14 protein-coding genes are annotated in these 18,497 nt (G+C 34.9%); 3 read left to right on the top strand and 11 right to left on the bottom strand.

The genetic code is table 11. The features are described from left to right. Positions 1–29 precede the first annotated feature (29 nt). On the bottom strand, positions 30–968 hold the full coding sequence (locus tag ACYFX0_RS17720; protein ID WP_000709952.1) for an NAD-dependent epimerase/dehydratase family protein: 939 nt from the start codon (positions 966–968) through the stop codon (positions 30–32). 59 nt (positions 969–1,027) lie between these two features. Next, a complete protein-coding gene (locus ACYFX0_RS17725; RefSeq protein ID WP_000074952.1) occupies positions 1,028–1,600 on the bottom strand; it encodes a TetR/AcrR family transcriptional regulator in 573 nt (190 codons plus the stop codon). 169 nt (positions 1,601–1,769) lie between these two features. Between ACYFX0_RS17725 and ACYFX0_RS17730 the strand changes: the two genes are divergently transcribed. Beyond that, positions 1,770–3,323: an ABC-F family ATP-binding cassette domain-containing protein gene (locus ACYFX0_RS17730; protein ID WP_002083531.1), complete on the top strand. Its 1,554-nt coding sequence runs from the start codon at positions 1,770–1,772 to the stop codon at positions 3,321–3,323. A 41-nt stretch (positions 3,324–3,364) separates the two neighbouring features. Here ACYFX0_RS17730 and ACYFX0_RS17735 read toward each other — a convergent pair whose 3' ends face one another. Further along, positions 3,365–4,240: a TetR/AcrR family transcriptional regulator gene (locus ACYFX0_RS17735; RefSeq protein ID WP_000659642.1), complete on the bottom strand. Its 876-nt coding sequence runs from the start codon at positions 4,238–4,240 to the stop codon at positions 3,365–3,367. A gap of 140 nt (positions 4,241–4,380) precedes the next feature. Here ACYFX0_RS17735 and ACYFX0_RS17740 point away from each other — a divergent pair, with 140 nt between their 5' ends. After that, positions 4,381–7,497: an efflux RND transporter permease subunit gene (locus ACYFX0_RS17740; RefSeq protein WP_086402524.1), complete on the top strand. Its 3,117-nt coding sequence runs from the start codon at positions 4,381–4,383 to the stop codon at positions 7,495–7,497. Positions 7,498–7,525: 28 nt separating this feature from the next. Here ACYFX0_RS17740 and msrB read toward each other — a convergent pair whose 3' ends face one another. The 6 genes from msrB to lytS form a co-directional block, all read right to left on the bottom strand. After that, complete coding sequence (gene msrB, locus ACYFX0_RS17745; protein ID WP_460271077.1) at positions 7,526–8,491, bottom strand: peptide-methionine (R)-S-oxide reductase MsrB; 966 nt, start codon at positions 8,489–8,491, stop codon at positions 7,526–7,528. Positions 8,492–8,592: 101 nt separating this feature from the next. Beyond that, positions 8,593–9,627 carry an AI-2E family transporter gene (locus ACYFX0_RS17750; RefSeq protein WP_001166012.1) on the bottom strand — a complete coding sequence of 345 codons (1,035 nt, stop codon included), beginning with the start codon at positions 9,625–9,627 and terminating at the stop codon, positions 8,593–8,595. A gap of 322 nt (positions 9,628–9,949) precedes the next feature. Beyond that, a complete protein-coding gene (lrgB, locus tag ACYFX0_RS17755; RefSeq protein WP_000168869.1) occupies positions 9,950–10,642 on the bottom strand; it encodes an antiholin-like protein LrgB in 693 nt (230 codons plus the stop codon). 35 nt (positions 10,643–10,677) lie between these two features. Continuing rightward, positions 10,678–11,109 (bottom strand): antiholin-like murein hydrolase modulator LrgA, encoded by a 432-nt coding sequence (lrgA, locus tag ACYFX0_RS17760; RefSeq protein ID WP_000104901.1) that lies wholly within the window; start codon positions 11,107–11,109, stop codon positions 10,678–10,680. 132 nt (positions 11,110–11,241) lie between these two features. Continuing rightward, the gene (locus ACYFX0_RS17765; RefSeq protein WP_000921846.1) at positions 11,242–11,982 is read right to left on the bottom strand and encodes a LytR/AlgR family response regulator transcription factor; all 741 of its coding nucleotides are present in this window, start codon (positions 11,980–11,982) and stop codon (positions 11,242–11,244) included. Beyond that, positions 11,960–13,729, bottom strand: a complete 1,770-nt coding sequence (lytS, locus tag ACYFX0_RS17770) for a two-component system sensor histidine kinase LytS (protein ID WP_000933588.1) — start codon at positions 13,727–13,729, stop codon at positions 11,960–11,962. The genes ACYFX0_RS17765 and lytS overlap by 23 nt, the downstream gene beginning before the upstream one ends. 324 nt (positions 13,730–14,053) lie before the next feature. On the opposite strand from lytS, the gene ACYFX0_RS17775 reads away from it, so the two are divergent. Then, positions 14,054–15,301 carry an MFS transporter gene (locus ACYFX0_RS17775; RefSeq protein WP_106081714.1) on the top strand — a complete coding sequence of 416 codons (1,248 nt, stop codon included), beginning with the start codon at positions 14,054–14,056 and terminating at the stop codon, positions 15,299–15,301. Between the two features lie 52 nt (positions 15,302–15,353). Here ACYFX0_RS17775 and ACYFX0_RS17780 read toward each other — a convergent pair whose 3' ends face one another. Together ACYFX0_RS17780 and ACYFX0_RS17785 are read right to left on the bottom strand one after the other, a co-directional pair. Next, a complete protein-coding gene (locus ACYFX0_RS17780) occupies positions 15,354–16,922 on the bottom strand; it encodes a BCCT family transporter (protein ID WP_001242450.1) in 1,569 nt (522 codons plus the stop codon). A 360-nt stretch (positions 16,923–17,282) separates the two neighbouring features. Then, the gene (locus ACYFX0_RS17785; RefSeq protein ID WP_000005086.1) at positions 17,283–18,353 is read right to left on the bottom strand and encodes a nitric oxide synthase oxygenase; all 1,071 of its coding nucleotides are present in this window, start codon (positions 18,351–18,353) and stop codon (positions 17,283–17,285) included. Between the last annotated feature and the right edge of the window lie 144 nt (positions 18,354–18,497).

Genomic DNA, 18,497 nt, shown 5'->3' on the forward strand with positions numbered 1-18,497 from the left:
GTAGAAGTAACTTTTTTATATACTAACATTTACACACCCTTTTTTTGCATAGATATAATCATTTCTTTTAGCCCATTATAATACGAAGTTTTTGGTATATCCCCGATATACCTCTCATATTTCTCCCCGCTTAATACAACTGGTTTTTCCGTCAAATATAGCATTTCCATAAATTCTTTCATCTGCTTATCAAACAGACCAATAAACTGGATCATTCCTCTTTTTACAGTTATTACTCGTTTCGTATATCCCGTTAATTCCCGTATGTGTTGAATCATTTCCTCACCTGTAATAACACCATAACCCGGTATGTTCCAATTTTGTCCATAGGCCTCATCATGTAAAGCTAATTCAACCATTGCTTTTGCACCATCTGGTGTAAAAATATATTCACGGGCAATCTTTTTATCTCCAACAAAGCTAGACATTTTATTTGCAAGTATTCCCTTTAATGTATGATGAACAAGTGTGCTTTCTGCATTTGGACCATAAAAGTCTGGGAAATGAGCAATAAACATTCGTACATTAGCTTGTTTTGCCATCTCTTCAAGTTGTAAACGAATCTTCCCTTTCTTTGTGTGTGGTCTTTTTTTAGCCTCTTCTTTTACAAGCCCTTCCCCTTGTCTTCCATACGCATAAATATTATCAACTATTCCTAGTTTGATACCGTAATGTTTCGATACCTCTAATATGTTTATTAATAATTTCTCTTGCTGTTTCTCCCAATCTGAATACGGAATATTTACAACATGAAATATAATATCAACATCTTTAGCAGCATTCATTATATCCTCTTTTACAAATACATCGCCGGCTACAACTTCTACATGTTTGTTCCCAGAAAATAATGCACCTAATCTCTCCTTATTTCTTGCAAAAGCAACCACATGAATCCCTCGGCCACATAATTCGTTTACAATTGCATAACCCATTGAACCAGAAGCACCTAATACTAAAGCCTTTTTCATTATAAATCCCCTCCTAAATTAATTAACCACTGTTCAATTAATATTAAAAAGAAAATCACTTACATAAGAAGCGATTTTGAAATAAACTCTACATGTACCTTAGCCAAACCTTGTAGTTCTTCAAACGTTTGGCCACTTCTGCAATAATGTGCTACAAATCCATGTAATGATAAAAAAACAGACCATATTATCATCGCATTTAATTCCCCATCACATAAAAAAGAAATAACCTTCGCAAATTTTTCATAACTAACATTAGGACTATTTGCCAAACACTCTTTTAATTCGGCATCTTTAATTAAAAACATAATTTCATAATGACTCTGATTTCTTAGACCAAATTCAATAAAACCGAATAAAACTGCTCTTAGTTGCTCTTCTCTCGATAACTTTTGATTACAAATTTCATCTAACTTTTTGTTTAATAATTGAAAATCCTGTTCCACCATTGCGTAAAATAGCTCTGCTTTGTTTTTAAAATGATAATAAATCGAACCATGGCTATATCCAAGTTCTGTTGCAATTTTGCGCATTGAAGTATGTTGATATCCTTGTGCTATAAATAGCTCCCTAGCTACATTCATAATCATTTCTCTTGTTAGTTCTTGTTTAACTGCTTTCCTTGGCGACATATTTCATACCTCACACATATAATTAACCACTGTTCAATTATATTATATATTTTCAGAAAATTAATGCAACCCTTTTTTTGAAAAAATATACATTTTGAAATGATGGCATTATATGAAAGAATTTAGTATCATGATTCAAGGTACTATTTCAAGTTGGACGGAGGATACTATGAGCTTATTAACAGTTGAAAAATTAGGACATACATTTGGCGATCGTACATTATTTAAAGATGTATCTATGCGATTATTAGCAGGTGAGCACGTTGGATTAGTTGGTGCAAACGGTGTTGGTAAATCAACATTTATGAATATCATTACTGGTCAGCTTATTCATGACGAAGGTCGTGTAGAATGGACACCAGGCACACATTACGGTTACTTAGATCAGCATACGGTTTTAACGCCTGGACGTACAATTCGTGACGTACTAGCGGATGCATTTTTACCGTTATTCGAAAAGGAAACAGCTTTAAATGAAGTTACAGAAAAAATGGGAACTGCTACACCAGAAGAACTAGAAGAACTTCTTGAGCAAATGGCAGAAATACAAGATGCACTTGAAGCAGGTGGTTTCTATTTACTAGATATGAAAATTGAAGAGGCTGCACGTGGTCTTGGAATTGATGCTATTGGTTTAGATCGTGATGTTTCAGCACTAAGTGGTGGACAACGTACAAAAGTATTGCTTGCAAAGCTATTACTTGAACAACCAGAAGTGTTATTGCTTGATGAACCTACTAACTATTTAGACGTTGAACATATTCATTGGTTAACAACTTATTTAAAAGAATACCCACATGCATTCTTATTGATTTCTCATGATACGGAATTTATGAACAAATGTGTTGATGTTATTTTCCATCTAGAATTCACAAAAATGACACGCTATACAGCGACATATGAAAAATTCCTAGAACTAGCAGAAATCAATAAAAATCAACATATAAACGCTTATGAAAAGCAGCGCGAGTTTATCAAAAAGCAAGAAGACTTCATTGCAAAGAACAAGGCTCGTTATTCAACGACAGGTCGTGCAAAGAGTCGTCAAAAACAACTTGATCGCATGGAACTTATTGATCGTCCGGAAACAGCAATCAAACCTGAATTCTCATTTAAAGAAAGTCGTGCAAGTAGTCGCTTCGTCTTTGAAGGTGAAAATGTAGAAATCGGATATACACATCCGCTACTACCAAAGTTATCAATGACAATTGAGCGTGGTGAAAAAATTGCTATTGTTGGATGTAATGGTGTTGGTAAATCAACGCTACTAAAAACAATCTTAGGTAAAATTAAACCTTTAAACGGTAAAACAAGTCTTGGTGACTTCTTAGAGCCTGCATACTTTGAGCAAGAAGTTAAAGCTGATAATATAACACCAATTGATGATGTATGGAATACATTCCCTGGCCTAGACCAGCATCAAATTCGTGCGATGTTAGCAAAATGCGGATTAAAAAATGAACATATTTCTCGTCCATTAAGTCAATTAAGTGGTGGAGAACAAGCAAAGGTTCGTTTATGTAAGCTAATGGGTGAAGAAAGTAACTGGCTACTATTTGATGAGCCGACAAACCATCTTGATGTTACAGCAAAAGAAGAACTTAAGAAGGCTATGAAAGCATATAAAGGAACAATTCTCCTTGTATGTCACGAACCGGAATTCTATGAAGATTGGATCACAAAGGTTTGGGATGTAGAAAAATGGTCTCAAAATAGTAAGTAATCTTTAATAAAAAACTCCTTGTGTAGACAAGGAGTTTTTTATTAAGAATTTTTTATATTGTAGTATCCTATAAGGCGTAAGCGAAATTCTTTTAATTCCGGATAAACCTCTAAATTTGCTAACATGCCTCTAATTACCGGAATTCTTGGATTAAGCAATCGCATTTCCGCCTCTAAAACATCTAATGTTACTAGCAGCTCATCGTCCTCTAATTGATCAGCTAGAGTACGCTTAAATCCAATAATTTCTTTTAAAAAATGCTCTTTAACCTGTTCCTTAATGAGCTCTGATTTACAAAGAAATTCTCCAAGCTTTTCTTCGTGTAAAATAGGTTCTTCCGAAGATTCTACCAAGCCATCTACTAAATTATCTACTCTTTTTAAAATAAAAGCAGAGACGTAAGATAAATCAATTTCTGTTGCTTGTAAAATAATTAATTCTAAATACCCACGGCATATGCCTTCCACCATAATTACTAAATCCAATAAATATGGCATAATCTTTTCACCATAAATGGACAATAAACTATTTCGATAAAATGCATGAGACTCTAACTTCATCCGCATCATAAATTCTTCCACTTCTTTATTAAACGGAATCGCATTTTCTCTCGCATGCATAATAATAAACTCTTTATGCTTTTGTATATCATTAAACTGACAATGTAATTGTTTTGCAAATTTTTCACGTGGTAACAAAGACTCTTGCTCAATATCCAGCATTTTCTTTTGAATTTTGTCATAATAATATCGAAGTGTCGCTAATAAAAGCTCATCTTTTGATTTAAAATATAAGTAAAAAGCTCCCTTAGATATACCACTAGCTGTCACAATTTCCTGCACTGATGTCGCATTTACACCCTTAGTAGCAAATAACTTCATAGCCGATTCTATAATTAAACGCTCTTTTTCTTTCATATCTTCTCTCCTAAATTTAATCTCGCATCTTATTATGGATTTATTATACCATCTCTTTTTATTGACGATTGACCAAATGGTCAGTTATATTATGTATTAGACTGACCAGTTGGTCAATATAATACAAAGGGAGCGCAAACATGAACAAAATCATCAATTTCTCGTTAAAAAATAAGTTCGCAGTTTGGCTACTAACCATTATTGTTACTATTGCGGGAATTTACTCTGGCCTCAATATGAAGCTGGAAACAATTCCTGATATTACAACACCGATTGTGACAGTAACTACGGTCTATCCTGGTGCTACACCAGAAGAAGTAGCCGATAAAGTTTCAAAGCCGATGGAAGAACAACTACAAAATTTAAGTGGTGTTAACGTTGTTAGCTCATCATCTTTTCAAAACGCATCTTCTATTCAAGTAGAATACGATTTTGATAAAAATATGGAAAAAGCAGAAACAGAAATTAAAGAAGCTCTCACAAATGTAAAGCTCCCTGACGGTGTTAAAGACCCTAAGGTTTCACGAGTAAACTTCAATGCTTTTCCTGTTATTTCGTTAAGCGTAGCAAGCAAGAATGAATCTTTAGCTACCTTAACTGAAAATGTAGAGAAAAATATTGTACCGGGCTTAAAAGGACTTGATGGTGTTGCATCTGTTCAAATTGCAGGTCAACAAGTAGATGAAGTACAGCTCGTCTTCAAGAAAGATAAAATGAAAGAACTAGGACTAAGTGAAGATACTGTAAAAAATGTAATTAAAGGATCGGATGTATCTTTACCACTTGGCCTATACACGTTTAAAGACACGGAAAAATCAGTTGTTGTAGATGGCAATATTACAACGATTAAAGCATTAAAAGAACTCAAAATCCCAGCTATACCTTCATCACCTAACGGTCAAGGTAGTCAAAATGCTGGCGCTGGTGCACAAACGCCGCAAATGAATCCAGCTGCTATGAACGGAATTCCAACAGTTACATTAGACGAAATTGCTGAAATTAAAGAAGTTGGGAAAGCAGAATCCATTTCTCGAACAAATGGAAAAGAAGCAATTGGAATTCAAATTGTGAAGGCCTCTGATGCAAATACAGTTGATGTTGTAAATGCAGTAAAAGATAAAGTAAAAGATCTTGAGAAAAAATATAAAGATTTAGAGATCATTTCAACATTCGACCAAGGTGCACCTATTGAAAAGTCAGTTGAAACAATGCTAAGCAAAGCAATTTTCGGTGCTATCTTTGCGATTGTTATTATTATGCTGTTCCTACGAAATATTCGAACAACGTTAATCTCTGTCGTTTCAATACCACTTTCGTTATTAATTGCTGTTTTAGTCATAAAGCAAATGGATATTACGCTTAACATTATGACGCTTGGAGCAATGACAGTTGCTATAGGCCGTGTTGTTGATGACTCAATTGTTGTTATTGAAAATATTTACCGACGTATGTCGTTATCAGAAGAGAAATTGCGCGGAAGAGATTTAATTCGTGAAGCTACGAAAGAAATGTTTATTCCGATTATGTCTTCTACCATTGTGACAATCGCTGTATTCTTACCGCTAGGACTTGTAAAAGGTATGATTGGTGAAATGTTCTTACCATTCGCCTTAACTATTGTCTTCGCTTTATTAGCATCGTTACTAGTGGCTGTTACAATCGTACCAATGCTTGCCCATTCCTTATTTAAGAAAGAAAGCACGAGGGAAAAAGAGGTACATCATGAAGAGAAACCAAGCAAATTAGCAAATGGGTATAAACGTATACTTGAATGGGCTTTAAATCACAAAATTATTACATCTAGTATTGCTGTCCTTCTATTAGTTGGTAGTCTCGCACTTGTACCGGTTATCGGTGTAAGTTTCTTACCTTCTGAAGAAGAAAAAATGATTATCGCAACATACAAACCTGAACCAGGTCAAACATTAGAAGACGTTGAAAAAATTGCAACGAAAGCTGAGAAGCACTTCCAAGATAATAAAGACGTGAAAACAATTCAGTTCTCATTAGGTGGAGAGAATCCAATGAGCCCTGGTCAAACAAATCAAGCTATGTTCTTCGTTCAATATGATAACGACACGAAAAACTTCGAAAAAGAAAAAGAACAAGTCGTGAAAGATTTACAAAAAATGTCTGGAAAAGGTGAATGGAAAAACCAAGACTTCGGAGCAAGTGGCGGTAGTAACGAAATTAAACTATACGTTTACGGAGATAGCTCAGAAGACATTAAGCCTGTCGTAAAAGATATTCAAAATATCATGAAGAAAAATAAAGACTTAAAAGATATAGATTCTAGTATTGCAAAAACATATGCAGAGTACACTTTAGTCGCAGATCAAGAAAAGCTGAGTAAAATGGGCTTAACGGCTGCTCAAATTGGAATGGGACTTTCTAATCAACATGATCGCCCTGTTCTGACAACAATTAAAAAAGACGGTAAAGATATCAATGTATATGTAGAAGCTGAAAAACAAAATTATGAAACAATCGATGACTTAACAAATCGCAAAATTACAACACCACTTGGTAATGAAGTAGCTGTAAAAGATGTTATGACTGTAAAAGAAGGTGAAACATCGAATACAGTAACACACCGAGATGGCCGTGTTTATGCAGAGGTTAGTGCAAAATTAACATCTGATGACGTTTCAAAAGCATCTGCTGCAGTCCAAAAAGAAGTAGATAAAATGGATCTTCCTTCTGGTGTAGATGTTTCTATGGGCGGTGTTACTAAAGATATTCAAGAATCATTCAAGCAACTTGGCCTAGCGATGTTAGCTGCGATTGCCATTGTATACTTCGTTCTTGTCGTTACATTTGGCGGTGCCCTTGCACCATTCGCAATTTTATTCTCGCTACCATTCACAATTATTGGGGCCCTTGTTGCCTTATTAATCTCTGGTGAAACATTAAGTGTATCTGCAATGATTGGGGCGCTTATGTTAATCGGTATCGTTGTAACAAACGCAATCGTGCTTATCGACCGCGTTATTCATAAAGAAAATGAAGGTTTATCAACACGTGAAGCTTTATTAGAAGCTGGTGCAACACGCTTGCGTCCTATTCTAATGACTGCAATTGCAACAATCGGAGCTCTTATCCCGCTTGCATTAGGATTTGAAGGTAGCGGCTTAATTTCTAAAGGACTTGGTGTAACAGTAATTGGTGGATTAACAAGTTCAACGTTATTAACACTTCTTATTGTTCCAATTGTTTATGAAGTATTAAGCAAATTTAAAAAGAAAAAAACAAAATAGCAAAAAAATAACCTCGCTAACTGCGAGGTTATTTTTTATTTCCAAACAAGATTAAGAAATCGCCATAACCTTCTTTCTCTAATTCCTCTTTTGGAATAAATCTAAGAGCTGCGGAATTAATGCAGTAACGAAGCCCATTCGGTTCTGGACCGTCTGGAAATACATGCCCAAGATGCGAATCTCCCTCTTTACTTCTCACTTCTGTACGTGTCATATTATGACTCACATCCATCTTTTCTTTCACACTTGCTGACATAACTGGTTTTGTAAAACTAGGCCATCCACATCCACTATCAAATTTATCTAGAGAAGTAAACAACGGCTCACCTGAAACGATATCTACATAAAGACCTTCCTCTTTATGGTTCCAATACTCATTTCGAAATGGTGGTTCTGTACCATTTTCCTGTGTTACATAAAACTGCATCTCATTGAGTTTTTCTTTTAAATGAGCATTATCCTTTGGCCAATGTTCCTTAATAAAAGCATCTCGTCCTGAGCCTTTACGATATAACTCATAGCGGAATGTGTTTTTCTTATGATATCCTTGGTGATATTCTTCAGCTGGATAAAATGTAGCTGCTGGTAGTATTTTTGTCGCAATTGGTTTCGAAAAGCGCCCACTCTGCTCAAGCTCTTCTTTTGAAGCTTCTGCTTTTTTATGTTGTTCTTCATTATGATAAAAAATCACCGTTTCATAAGACTGTCCGCGGTCATGGAATTGTCCCCCAATATCGGTCGGATCAATTTGTCTCCAATATATATTTAACAATTCCTCATACGGCATTTTATTTGCATCAAATGTAATTTGTACCGCTTCATAATGTCCTGTTGTTTCCGAGCACACTTCTTTATACGTTGGGTCCTCTTTATGACCGCCTGTATAACCTGAAACAACCTGTATAATTCCCTCCATCTCTTCAAATGGAGAAACCATACACCAAAAACACCCTCCAGCAAATGTAGCCAATTCTACCTTTTCATTTACAGCCATTACTTCACCCCTATTCTATATTCTCCTTACAGTATGGCATAAGAAACATAATGTTATAAAAGAAAAAGCATCGAACATCGATGCTTTTTCTCTACTTCACTTTATTTTGTTCCAACATCCTTCTCCATTTCATCACTTGTCACATCTAAGACATCTAATAAGAAAATGAAAATTGGAATACCGATAATCAGTCCCCATACACCTAAGAAGTGCTCTGAGAAAATTAATACCATAAAAGTATAGAAAATCGGTAAATTTGTTTTTTGCGACATAAACTTCGGATTTAATACGTAACTTTCAAGCGCATGAATAACTGTTACGATAACTAAAATATAAACAACGTACATAATACCGCCAATATTGTAAGCAATCATACAAAGTGGGAATAACGAAATGATAACCCCCGCTACTGGAATTAAGCCAAGCAAGAAAATCATTAACGCTAAACCTAATAATTGTGGGAATCCTAATATCCATAATGCGATAACTGAAAGAACACAGTTAACAACAGCAATTAAAAATTGCGCTTCGATTACCTTTCCAAATGAACGTGCAAATTTCTTTCCGAAGTACTCAATTTCAGTATAGAAAATTGCAAGCCTGCTTTCTTTAAACTTTACAGTAAAACCAACAATACGAGATTTTTCTAGTAAGAAAAACAAACTCAAAATTAAAGAAAGTAAAACTTGAAGGCCAAATTTACCAACATTCGTAATCGATTTATACAAAATGTCTACGCCTTGTCCTACATATTTAGAAAGCTCCATATGATTGACAGCATTAACTGCATACTTAATTAGTTCACTATCTGGTGGGTTTCTTAAAAATACATTGAATTGGTAAATCAATTGTGAAATTTGTATCGTTAATACTGGTAAATATTTAAATAGCGTAATAGCAATTCCACCAATTAACATTACATATAGAAATGCTATAATAATTTTTCGATTAATAGGCATGAAATGATCTAATTTGCGGGAAATAAACTTTTGGAATCGATCCATTAAATACGTGAGAATAAACGTAATTAATATTAAATTCAACATACTTTGCAGCCCGTATAACACGAGAGCAAGTATTACTAATACGAGTAACCTCTGAAATCCTTTGCTTTGAAACAGGTTTTTTATTTGCATAATCGACGAATACTCTCTCCTGTCCTATAAACTAAAACGTTAATAAGTAGATTTCTCTCTTTTCTACTTTTAATTATTCATTCATATTAAGATTTTTATAAACTCATTATATGCCTATCTTAACAGGTATATAGTAGATTACTTCTTATTTTACAATACAATGACCTAATTCAAAACGTATTCTACATAGTATTAATGAAGATTTAAGGAAACTTACATTTTTTTAAATAGGTCTTACCACTACTGTAACATAAAAAGCAAGCTATCAGTAGAAATCTGTCCTACAAATAGCTTGCTTTTCTTATTTTTTAAGTAAGTTTTACTATCCAATGAATGGCATAAACATTGGGATGACAACTACTGTTACAACCCCAACTACCGTTACAGCAATACTTGCCATCGCTGCCTCTACCTCACCCATTTCAATTCCTACTGCAACTCCTAATGCATGGCCCGCTGTTCCAAGTGCTAAACCTTTTGCAATCGGATGCTTAACTCTAAATGTTTTTAAGAATAATGCCCCTAATGCGTATACGATAACTGCGTTGAAAATAACTGCAAACGATGTAATTGCTGGAATACCACCAATACTTTCTGAGATTGGTAACGCAATTGCTGTTGTTGCTGCTTGTGGTAGCATTGAATTCATTACTGCTGTATCTAAACCGATTGCTTTTGCAACAATGAACACGACAATTACTGAGCAAATAGATCCCACCACGATAGCCGATAAAATTTGCCACCAATATTTTTTCAACTTATCCACTTGCTTGTATAGTGGGATAGCGAATGCAATTGTTGCTGGTTCTAAGAAGAAACTAATCATTTTTCCGCCAGTATTATATTCTTCAAAAGTAAAGTTACCTACCTTTAGAAAGACAATCCCTAATACCATCGCTACAAATAATGGTGTAAATAAGAAGAATCCTTTTGAATGCTTGAATAATAACGTTCCGATCCCGTATGCGATTAATGAAACGACGATTCCGAAATATGGAGTCATTGTGCTTGCCATATTCATTACCTCCTAACAATATATAAATGCAATGGTTACGCAACCTTTCCGTGCTTGCGTCCTTTATTTACTACTTTCAATTCTTTTGTATCTTCTGTTTCTTTTTCATCTTTTCCTAAAATAAATTGTGCAAATAATCCTGTTACAGCTAGTAAAATAACTGTTGCTACAACAATTACAGTTAAAATTTGTACAAAATATTGTCCCATTACACCAAGAGAATTAATAACTGAAATACCTGATGGGACGAAAAGGAATCCGATAATACCTGTTAAAGCTGTTCCAAGTGATTCAACTTGCTCCAATTTAATAACTTTTAAACATAATAGACTAAATAAAATAACTAACCCGATTACCGATGAAGGCATCGGAATTGGTAAATGTGTTGCAATAATATTAGAAATTAACATAATAGCTGAGAATATGAATGCTTGTGATAAGAAACTGTATACTTTTTTCGTGCTCATTTTGGCCACCTCTTTCGATTTGGTACCTTTATTGTATAAGATGTAAGTAACGAGGTAAGCGTTTACATAACAGAACGTCAAATATACAGAATCAGTTACAAATATAAAAGGATGAAATACAAAAGCTGCTTCTTAAATACGAAGCAGCTTCTTGAGTTCTTTGGCATATGTACGGCTAACAGGTACTTTCGATCCTTCTTTCATGATTAAATTATAAGTAGAATTGAACCATGGCTGAATTTCAGTAATATGATTAATATTTGCAATAAAGCTACGATGGACGCGCATGAAGTTTGCTTGTGGTAACTTCTTCTCTAAAATTACAAGTGTATCATGTGTTACATATGTTTCCCTCATTGTTTTTACTGTTACTTTCCCATCTACAAGCCCTACATATATAATATCTTCAATATTCACAAGTACGATTGATTCTTCAATTGGTAATGCTAATTTATGCATCTCTGCTGTTACATCTGTCCCCTTTATTTCGTGCTTCGTTTCTATTTGCGCTTGTTTTTGTTTTTTATACTTCTTTAATGTTTGCACAATACGCTCTTCATCAAATGGTTTTAAAATGTAGTCTAACGCATCTACTTCAAATGCTTGCAACGCATATTGATCATAGGCAGTAGCAAATACAATTGCAGGTGGATTTTTCATCTTCTTTAATATATTCGCGATTTCAAATCCGTTATCATCGGATAATTGAATATCTAAAAATACAATATCTGGTCTACATTGCATTAGTTCTTCTAATGCGTCTTCCACACAATCAGCCTCACCAACTATCTCAACTTCTTTCGTTCTCTCTAATAAATACTTTAGTTCATCACGTGCTAACATTTCATCGTCAACTACTAATACTTTTAACACCTGGCTCTTCCTCCCCTACTTTTTTTGGAATAATAAAGGTAATCTCCGTCCCTTTATTTAATTCACTTTCGATATGAAGCATCGTTTCTTTCCCAAATAACCCAATAAGACGTTCATTAATATTATATAAAGCTGTTCCAGTCCCTTTCTTTGACGAAACTACCATCTTTCCTAATTGTTCTAAACGTTCTTCCTCAATTCCCTGTCCATTATCTTTTACTTCAAAGTGAACCATACCCTCTTTTTCAAAAACATGCACTTCCACTTCACACACTGGTTGCTTCTTCGGAAAAGCATGTCGCAATGCATTTTCAACCAATAGTTGAAGAACAAATGGTGGTACTAAAGTTGTCTTTAGCTCATCCTCAATATACATCTTTACCTCATACTTATTTGGGAACCTTGCTTGTTCTAGTGATAAGTATGCCTGTACATGGTTTAATTCTTGTTCCAGTGGAATCAATAACTGACGTGCTCCTTGCAAATTACAACGGAAATACACGCTAAGCTGTAATAATAACTTCCTTGCTTTTTCTACATCTGTTCGGCATAAAGCTGATACTGTATTAATCGCATTAAATAAAAAGTGCGGGTTAATTTGCGCTTGTAATGCTTTTATCTCCGCATCTTGAAGTAATTTACTTTGCAACTCAGCTTCTCCTAACTCTAACTGCGTGGAGAATATTTTTGCTAACCCTTCTGCTAATTCTTCTTCAACGCGACTTAACTGGTTAGAATTTTTGAAATACAGTTTTAATGTCCCTATCGTATTTCCATGTGAAGTTAGTGGAATAACAATAGCGGCTTGTAAGGGACAGCCTTCATGTTGGCAATTAATAACCTCACGTGATTTCGCCTTCATTATTTGCCCTGTATGTAAAACTTCTTTTGATAAACCAGTTATTAAACTATGTGAAGGAATATGGTGATCTGATGCTAATCCAACGTGCGCTAATATTTTCTCTGTATCTGTTAAAGATACCGCATCTGTTCCTGTAAAGCGGTGAATAATTTGTGCCACATGCTTACACGATTCTTCTGTTAAGCCTTGACGAAAATACGGTAACGTTTTATCAGCAATACGCAATACTTTATGAGTCTGAAGTGCTTTTGCATTCTCCTCCTGACGCAAAATAGCTTGTATCATAGAAAGTAAAATAAAACTTCCAAAACTATTTACAAGAATCATCGGTATCGCTATTGTTTTCACAACGCTAATTCCATCCTCTATAATTAATAAAATCATAAGCATTTCTAAAGATACGATAAAAACACTTAAAACTGCTGAAAACTTAGGAGTAATTGTACGGTTATATTTTTTGAAAATATATCCGATATAACCAGTTATAATCCCCGCTAAAATAGAAGAGATTGCGCAACTTAGCGCTGTCGTACCACCAAGCATATAACGATGAATACCAGCAATAAACCCTACTCCAACTCCTACGATAGGGCCACCAAGTAAGCCGCTAATACCAACACCCATAATACGCGTATTCGCAATTGTACTTGACGAAGAAACACCTTGTAACCAATTTTCATTCATAATTGTATTTCCCGCTATTTCAATCCCAGTGTAATTGCTTACAATTGTAAATACCGAAAAAATACAAATAAGCTTAAGCTTATCTACATAGCCATCCTGTTTATGAAGGAGGCGCCTGAAAGTTTTAATATGAGAGAGTAAAAATCCTAAAATAACTATAAGTCCGACTCGTTCAATCATCATGAGTACTAAATTTAGCATCTTTGATTCATTCCTTTTTATTTAGTTAGTTTTATTATGGGAAAATAATGAAGCCGACGTCAAGAAGAACGAAATGTTTTTTGAAATATTTCACACATAATAACTTCCTCTTTAATTGACAATCCAATAGAAGAGTGCTAAAAATAAAGTAATATAATACAGTCCTTTAACCCAACCCCGTGAGGTTGAGAAGGAAGTCGGAATACAATATACGTATGTTCTTTTTTGGGGATACGTATGCTTTTTTGGCCTTCTCATCATATCAGGTGAGAAGGCCTTTTGTTATTCTTCCATAGCGACTGTAGAAAATAAGGAGGAGTAATAATGAACGTCACTACTGATGTACAACAAACAACAGAGGAGAAGAAAGCGAAAAGGTATAAAACATTATTCGGTTCTGCGCTAGGATATGCAGCAGAAGGTTTAGATATGTTGCTATTATCTTTCGTACTTGTCTATATTTTAAAAGAGTTTCACTTAAGTCCTGTTGAAGGTGGAAACTTAACATTAGCTACCACAATAGGGATGTTAATTGGTTCTTATTTATTTGGATTTATTGCTGATTTATTTGGCCGTATTCGTACAATGGCCTTCACAATCTTACTGTTTTCACTAGCAACCGCACTCATTTATTTCGCAACAGACTACTGGCAATTATTAATTCTTCGCTTTTTAGTTGGAATGGGAGTTGGTGGTGAATTCGGAATCGGAATGGCCATTGTAACAGAAACATGGTCTAAAGAAATGCGCGCTAAAGCGACATCTGTTGTTGCACTTGGATGGCAATTTGGTGTACTGATTGCTTCACTCCTTCCAGCATTTATTGTCCCACACTTTGGATGGAGAGCCGTTTTCTTATTTGGATTAATTCCAGCTTTACTAGCTGTCTATGTCCGTAAAAGTTTAAGTGAACCGAAAATATGGGAGCAAAAACAACGCTACAAAAAGGAACTATTGCAAAAAGAAGCTACAGGTAAATTAACAACTACTGAAGCAGAACAACTAAAACATATAAAAAAATTCCCACTTCGAAAATTATTTGCCAATAAAAAAGTAACAATTACAACAATCGGTCTTATTATTATGTCGTTTATCCAGAACTTCGGATATTACGGCATCTTCACATGGATGCCAACTATTTTAGCAAATAAATATAACTATACATTAGCAAAAGCGAGTGGCTGGATGTTTATTTCTACCATCGGTATGCTAATTGGAATTGCAATCTTTGGTATTCTGGCTGATAAAATTGGTCGTCGTAAAACTTTTGCAATTTATTATATTGGTGGTACAGTATACTGTCTCATTTACTTCTTCTTATTCACAGATTCCACATTATTATTATGGGGAAGTGCATTGCTTGGATTCTTTGCAAATGGAATGATGGGAGGGTTTGGGGCAATTTTAGCTGAAAACTACCCTGCTGAAGCTCGCTCTACCGCAGAAAACTTTATTTTCGGTACAGGCGGCAACCTGCTTGGAGCATTGTCCTTGATTTTTATCATCTACCCAATCGGGTTAATTACAATGCTAATATGTGTACCAGAAACAAAGGGAAAAGTATTAGATTAAACGTAAAAGAGGAAGCATCTTATTTAAGATGCTTCCTCTTTTACGTTTTTATTTATTTTGATTTACTAGCCTTCTGAAATAAGAATGCAGTTTTATCTTCTTCTTTTACAATACCTTGTTTTAATGCTAATTCTCCCGCAACTTTAGGCGCTAACCATAGCATTGGGAATAATAAAATTGATACCGGAACTGCCGTCACTACGATAAACGATTGTAGCGCATTAATACTTCCTTCACCCATATATAAAAGAATTGCTGCAACTGCTCCCATAATAAGCGACCAAAATATTCGCAAACTAATTCTAGGATCTCCGTCTCCAGTCACTGCCATTGAAATGGAATACGCCATTGAATCTCCTGTTGTCACTACAAATAAAATTGTTAATAAAAGAAATGCTGGTCCAATAATATTAGAAAGTGGCAATTGCCCTGTAATTGCAATCATAGCTGCCGGCATACCAGATTCACTTAATGCGTCCGAGATAGAACCAGGATTCATTAACTCATAAAACACACCTGATCCACCTAATATAGTAAACCAAAACGTTGTAATAATAGGTGCGATAATTCCAATTGCAACGATGATTTCTCGAATCGTTCTCCCTCTTGAAATTCGACTCACTAAAATTGCCATCATTGGTCCGTATCCAATAAACCATCCCCAGAAAAAGATTGTCCAAGATCCTAACCAACTTGTATCACCACGGTATGTGCTCATCGGTATAAACTCACTTACATAAAATCCAAACGAAGAAACAAACGAATCAATAATAAATCCACCTGGCCCAAATAGTAATATGAATGCCATTAACAAAATTGCTAATCTAACATTTAAATTACTTATAATTTGAATCCCTTTATCAATACCTGTTACTGCCGATATGGTAGACACGGCCACTACACAAACAATAATTGCCAATTGAGTAGTAAACACATCAGAAATTCCAAATAATTCTTGTAACCCATAACTTGCTTGTAAACCTAAAAATCCAATGGGGCCAATTGTACCTGCAGCTACTGCAATAATTGCAGCTGCATCAATTATCGTTCCAAGCAGGCTCTTTCTTAATTTTTCCCCAAAAATAGGATATAAAAGCGTTCGAGGTTTTAGCGGCATACCTTTATGATAATGTCCATACATCATAACTACCGCACTAATTGTACCTAAAATCGTCCATGCTAAAAATCCCCAATGCATATAACTTTGTGCTAAAGCAGGCATGACTGCTTCTTTCGTTCCAGCAGATATACCATCATGTATTGGTGGCACCGTCATCAAATGGTACATTGGCTCTGCTGCTGCCCAAAAAACGCCACCTCCGGCAAGTAATGTAGACATAATAATAGCAAGCCATTTTGCCGTACTAATCTCAGGTTTTTCTAATCCCCCAAGTTTAACTCTCCCATATTTGGAGAACGCCATACACATCGCAACAATAAATGTACCTAATAATAAAACTTGCCAGAAGGCACCAAAATATTTAATTGAAAAAGCGAAACTGTTATTAATCGCACTCTCTACATAATCCTTGTTCAAAAAAACTGCAATTACAAATAATAAAAGTGAACCACCGCTAATAATAAATACAGGCCAATCAGTTTTTCGACTCTTCATCCTCATTTACATTTCCTCCTTCCTCAGCAATCTAAAAAAACAACTTTATTATGTTTTATTGTTTAAACCCAAAACAAAATAATTATATATGCATAACATTTTATCGACTTCCCACATACTTATGTTGTCCCTAAAAATATGCCAAATCCCTTATTAAAAAGAAAAAATCTCTTTCTCTTACATAAAAAAGCAAAACAAAAGACCTTATATTTCTATAAGGTCTTCGAAACAGAAATTTGATTATAACATAAGGAACTCCTTGGTTCAAAAATCCTCTTCCAAAAATAACCGAGAGTAAAGGCTTCCATTTGCTACATAACAGTAATTAAAAAAATTATATTTTGCAGAAAAAAACTGCACTAAATATTATTTATGAAAGAAATTTGGCTTCAAAATTTCATTCGGATACGGTTTGTGATAAATATGAGTGGTAGCTGGAGATAATGGTGGAATAAGCCACACCCAATTACCTGTTACAACACGACCACAAGCAGCTTCTTGCTTCTCAAATTGCTGAAATTGTTGTGCAGCAGTATGATGATCAACAATACTAACTCCTTGTTTTTTAAAAGAGTGTAGTACGGCAATATTCAACTCAATTAGCGCCTTATCCTTCCATAACGTACCGTTTCTCGATGTATCTAAATCCATCATCTCCGCAACAGCCGGAAGTAAATTATAACGATCATGATCCGCTAAGTTGCGCGCCCCGATTTCTGTTCCCATATACCATCCATTGAACGGAGCAGCTGTATAAGAAATACCGCCAATTTCTAAGCACATATCCGAGATCATTGGAACCCCATACCATTTTGCTCCAAGTGATGAAATAGGGTATTCTGGGTGTTCAATTGGCACTTCTTTTACTTCTTTCCTCGGAATTTCTTTATATGTAGGCGCCTTCCCGTTTATAGAAAACACAAGTGGCAATACATCGAAATTCGTACCTTCTCCTTGCCAGCCAAGCTCCTGACAAAAGTCCGTAAATGTAGCGGAATGAGAGTCACCGATCACTCCCATTTCTGTTTTATATCCTGCATATCGAATCAATTGGTGATTATAAATTCGTATATTATTTTCCTCACCTTGATATTGCTTAAAAATCGTAATGGTTGGTTTAACTTTCCCGTCGTTCGTTGCATATTTAATATGATGAATTAATGCATTATATACACCCTCTTCATCATTTACTTCGCGCGCATCTAATATGTGCATCTTACTCCAAAATAGTCTTCCAATACATCTATTACTGTTACGCCATGCCATTCGTGAACCATGAACAAGTTCTTCAAATGTATGCTCATATGTCCCTGTCTTCTCTACCTCAATTTGAATTTCTTTTATACGTTCTTCTATCAATTGTTCTTTATGAAGCTCTTTATAACAAATCGTAATAAAATTACTTGCTTCCTCTATTAATTGTTTCGTTTCACTCATAAACAATCTCCTTCTATTTCAACAAAACCCTGATACTTTACAGTATAAGCAAAAAGGATAGGAGTCACAAATGAAAGCGAGAGTGTTACTTTTATTGTAATATTTTTCAGAAAATTAACGAACTTACTATTGACTTCCATAGAA

It is taken from the genome of Bacillus sp. NEAU-Y102, from assembly GCF_054788175.1.

Coding starts and splice junctions, on each gene's coding strand:
- ACYFX0_RS17735 (WP_000659642.1), bottom strand. CDS start 4,240: ATGAAAGAAAAAGAGCGTTTAATTATAGAATCGGCTATGAAGTTATTT.
- ACYFX0_RS17775 (WP_106081714.1), top strand. CDS start 14,054: ATGAACGTCACTACTGATGTACAACAAACAACAGAGGAGAAGAAAGCG.
- ACYFX0_RS17720 (WP_000709952.1), bottom strand. CDS start 968: ATGAAAAAGGCTTTAGTATTAGGTGCTTCTGGTTCAATGGGTTATGCA.
- lrgA (WP_000104901.1), bottom strand. CDS start 11,109: ATGAGCACGAAAAAAGTATACAGTTTCTTATCACAAGCATTCATATTC.
- ACYFX0_RS17730 (WP_002083531.1), top strand. CDS start 1,770: ATGAGCTTATTAACAGTTGAAAAATTAGGACATACATTTGGCGATCGT.
- msrB (WP_460271077.1), bottom strand. CDS start 8,491: ATGGCTGTAAATGAAAAGGTAGAATTGGCTACATTTGCTGGAGGGTGT.
- ACYFX0_RS17725 (WP_000074952.1), bottom strand. CDS start 1,600: ATGTCGCCAAGGAAAGCAGTTAAACAAGAACTAACAAGAGAAATGATT.
- lytS (WP_000933588.1), bottom strand. CDS start 13,729: ATGCTAAATTTAGTACTCATGATGATTGAACGAGTCGGACTTATAGTT.
- ACYFX0_RS17750 (WP_001166012.1), bottom strand. CDS start 9,627: ATGCAAATAAAAAACCTGTTTCAAAGCAAAGGATTTCAGAGGTTACTC.
- ACYFX0_RS17740 (WP_086402524.1), top strand. CDS start 4,381: ATGAACAAAATCATCAATTTCTCGTTAAAAAATAAGTTCGCAGTTTGG.
- lrgB (WP_000168869.1), bottom strand. CDS start 10,642: ATGGCAAGCACAATGACTCCATATTTCGGAATCGTCGTTTCATTAATC.
- ACYFX0_RS17785 (WP_000005086.1), bottom strand. CDS start 18,353: ATGAGTGAAACGAAACAATTAATAGAGGAAGCAAGTAATTTTATTACG.
- ACYFX0_RS17780 (WP_001242450.1), bottom strand. CDS start 16,922: ATGAGGATGAAGAGTCGAAAAACTGATTGGCCTGTATTTATTATTAGC.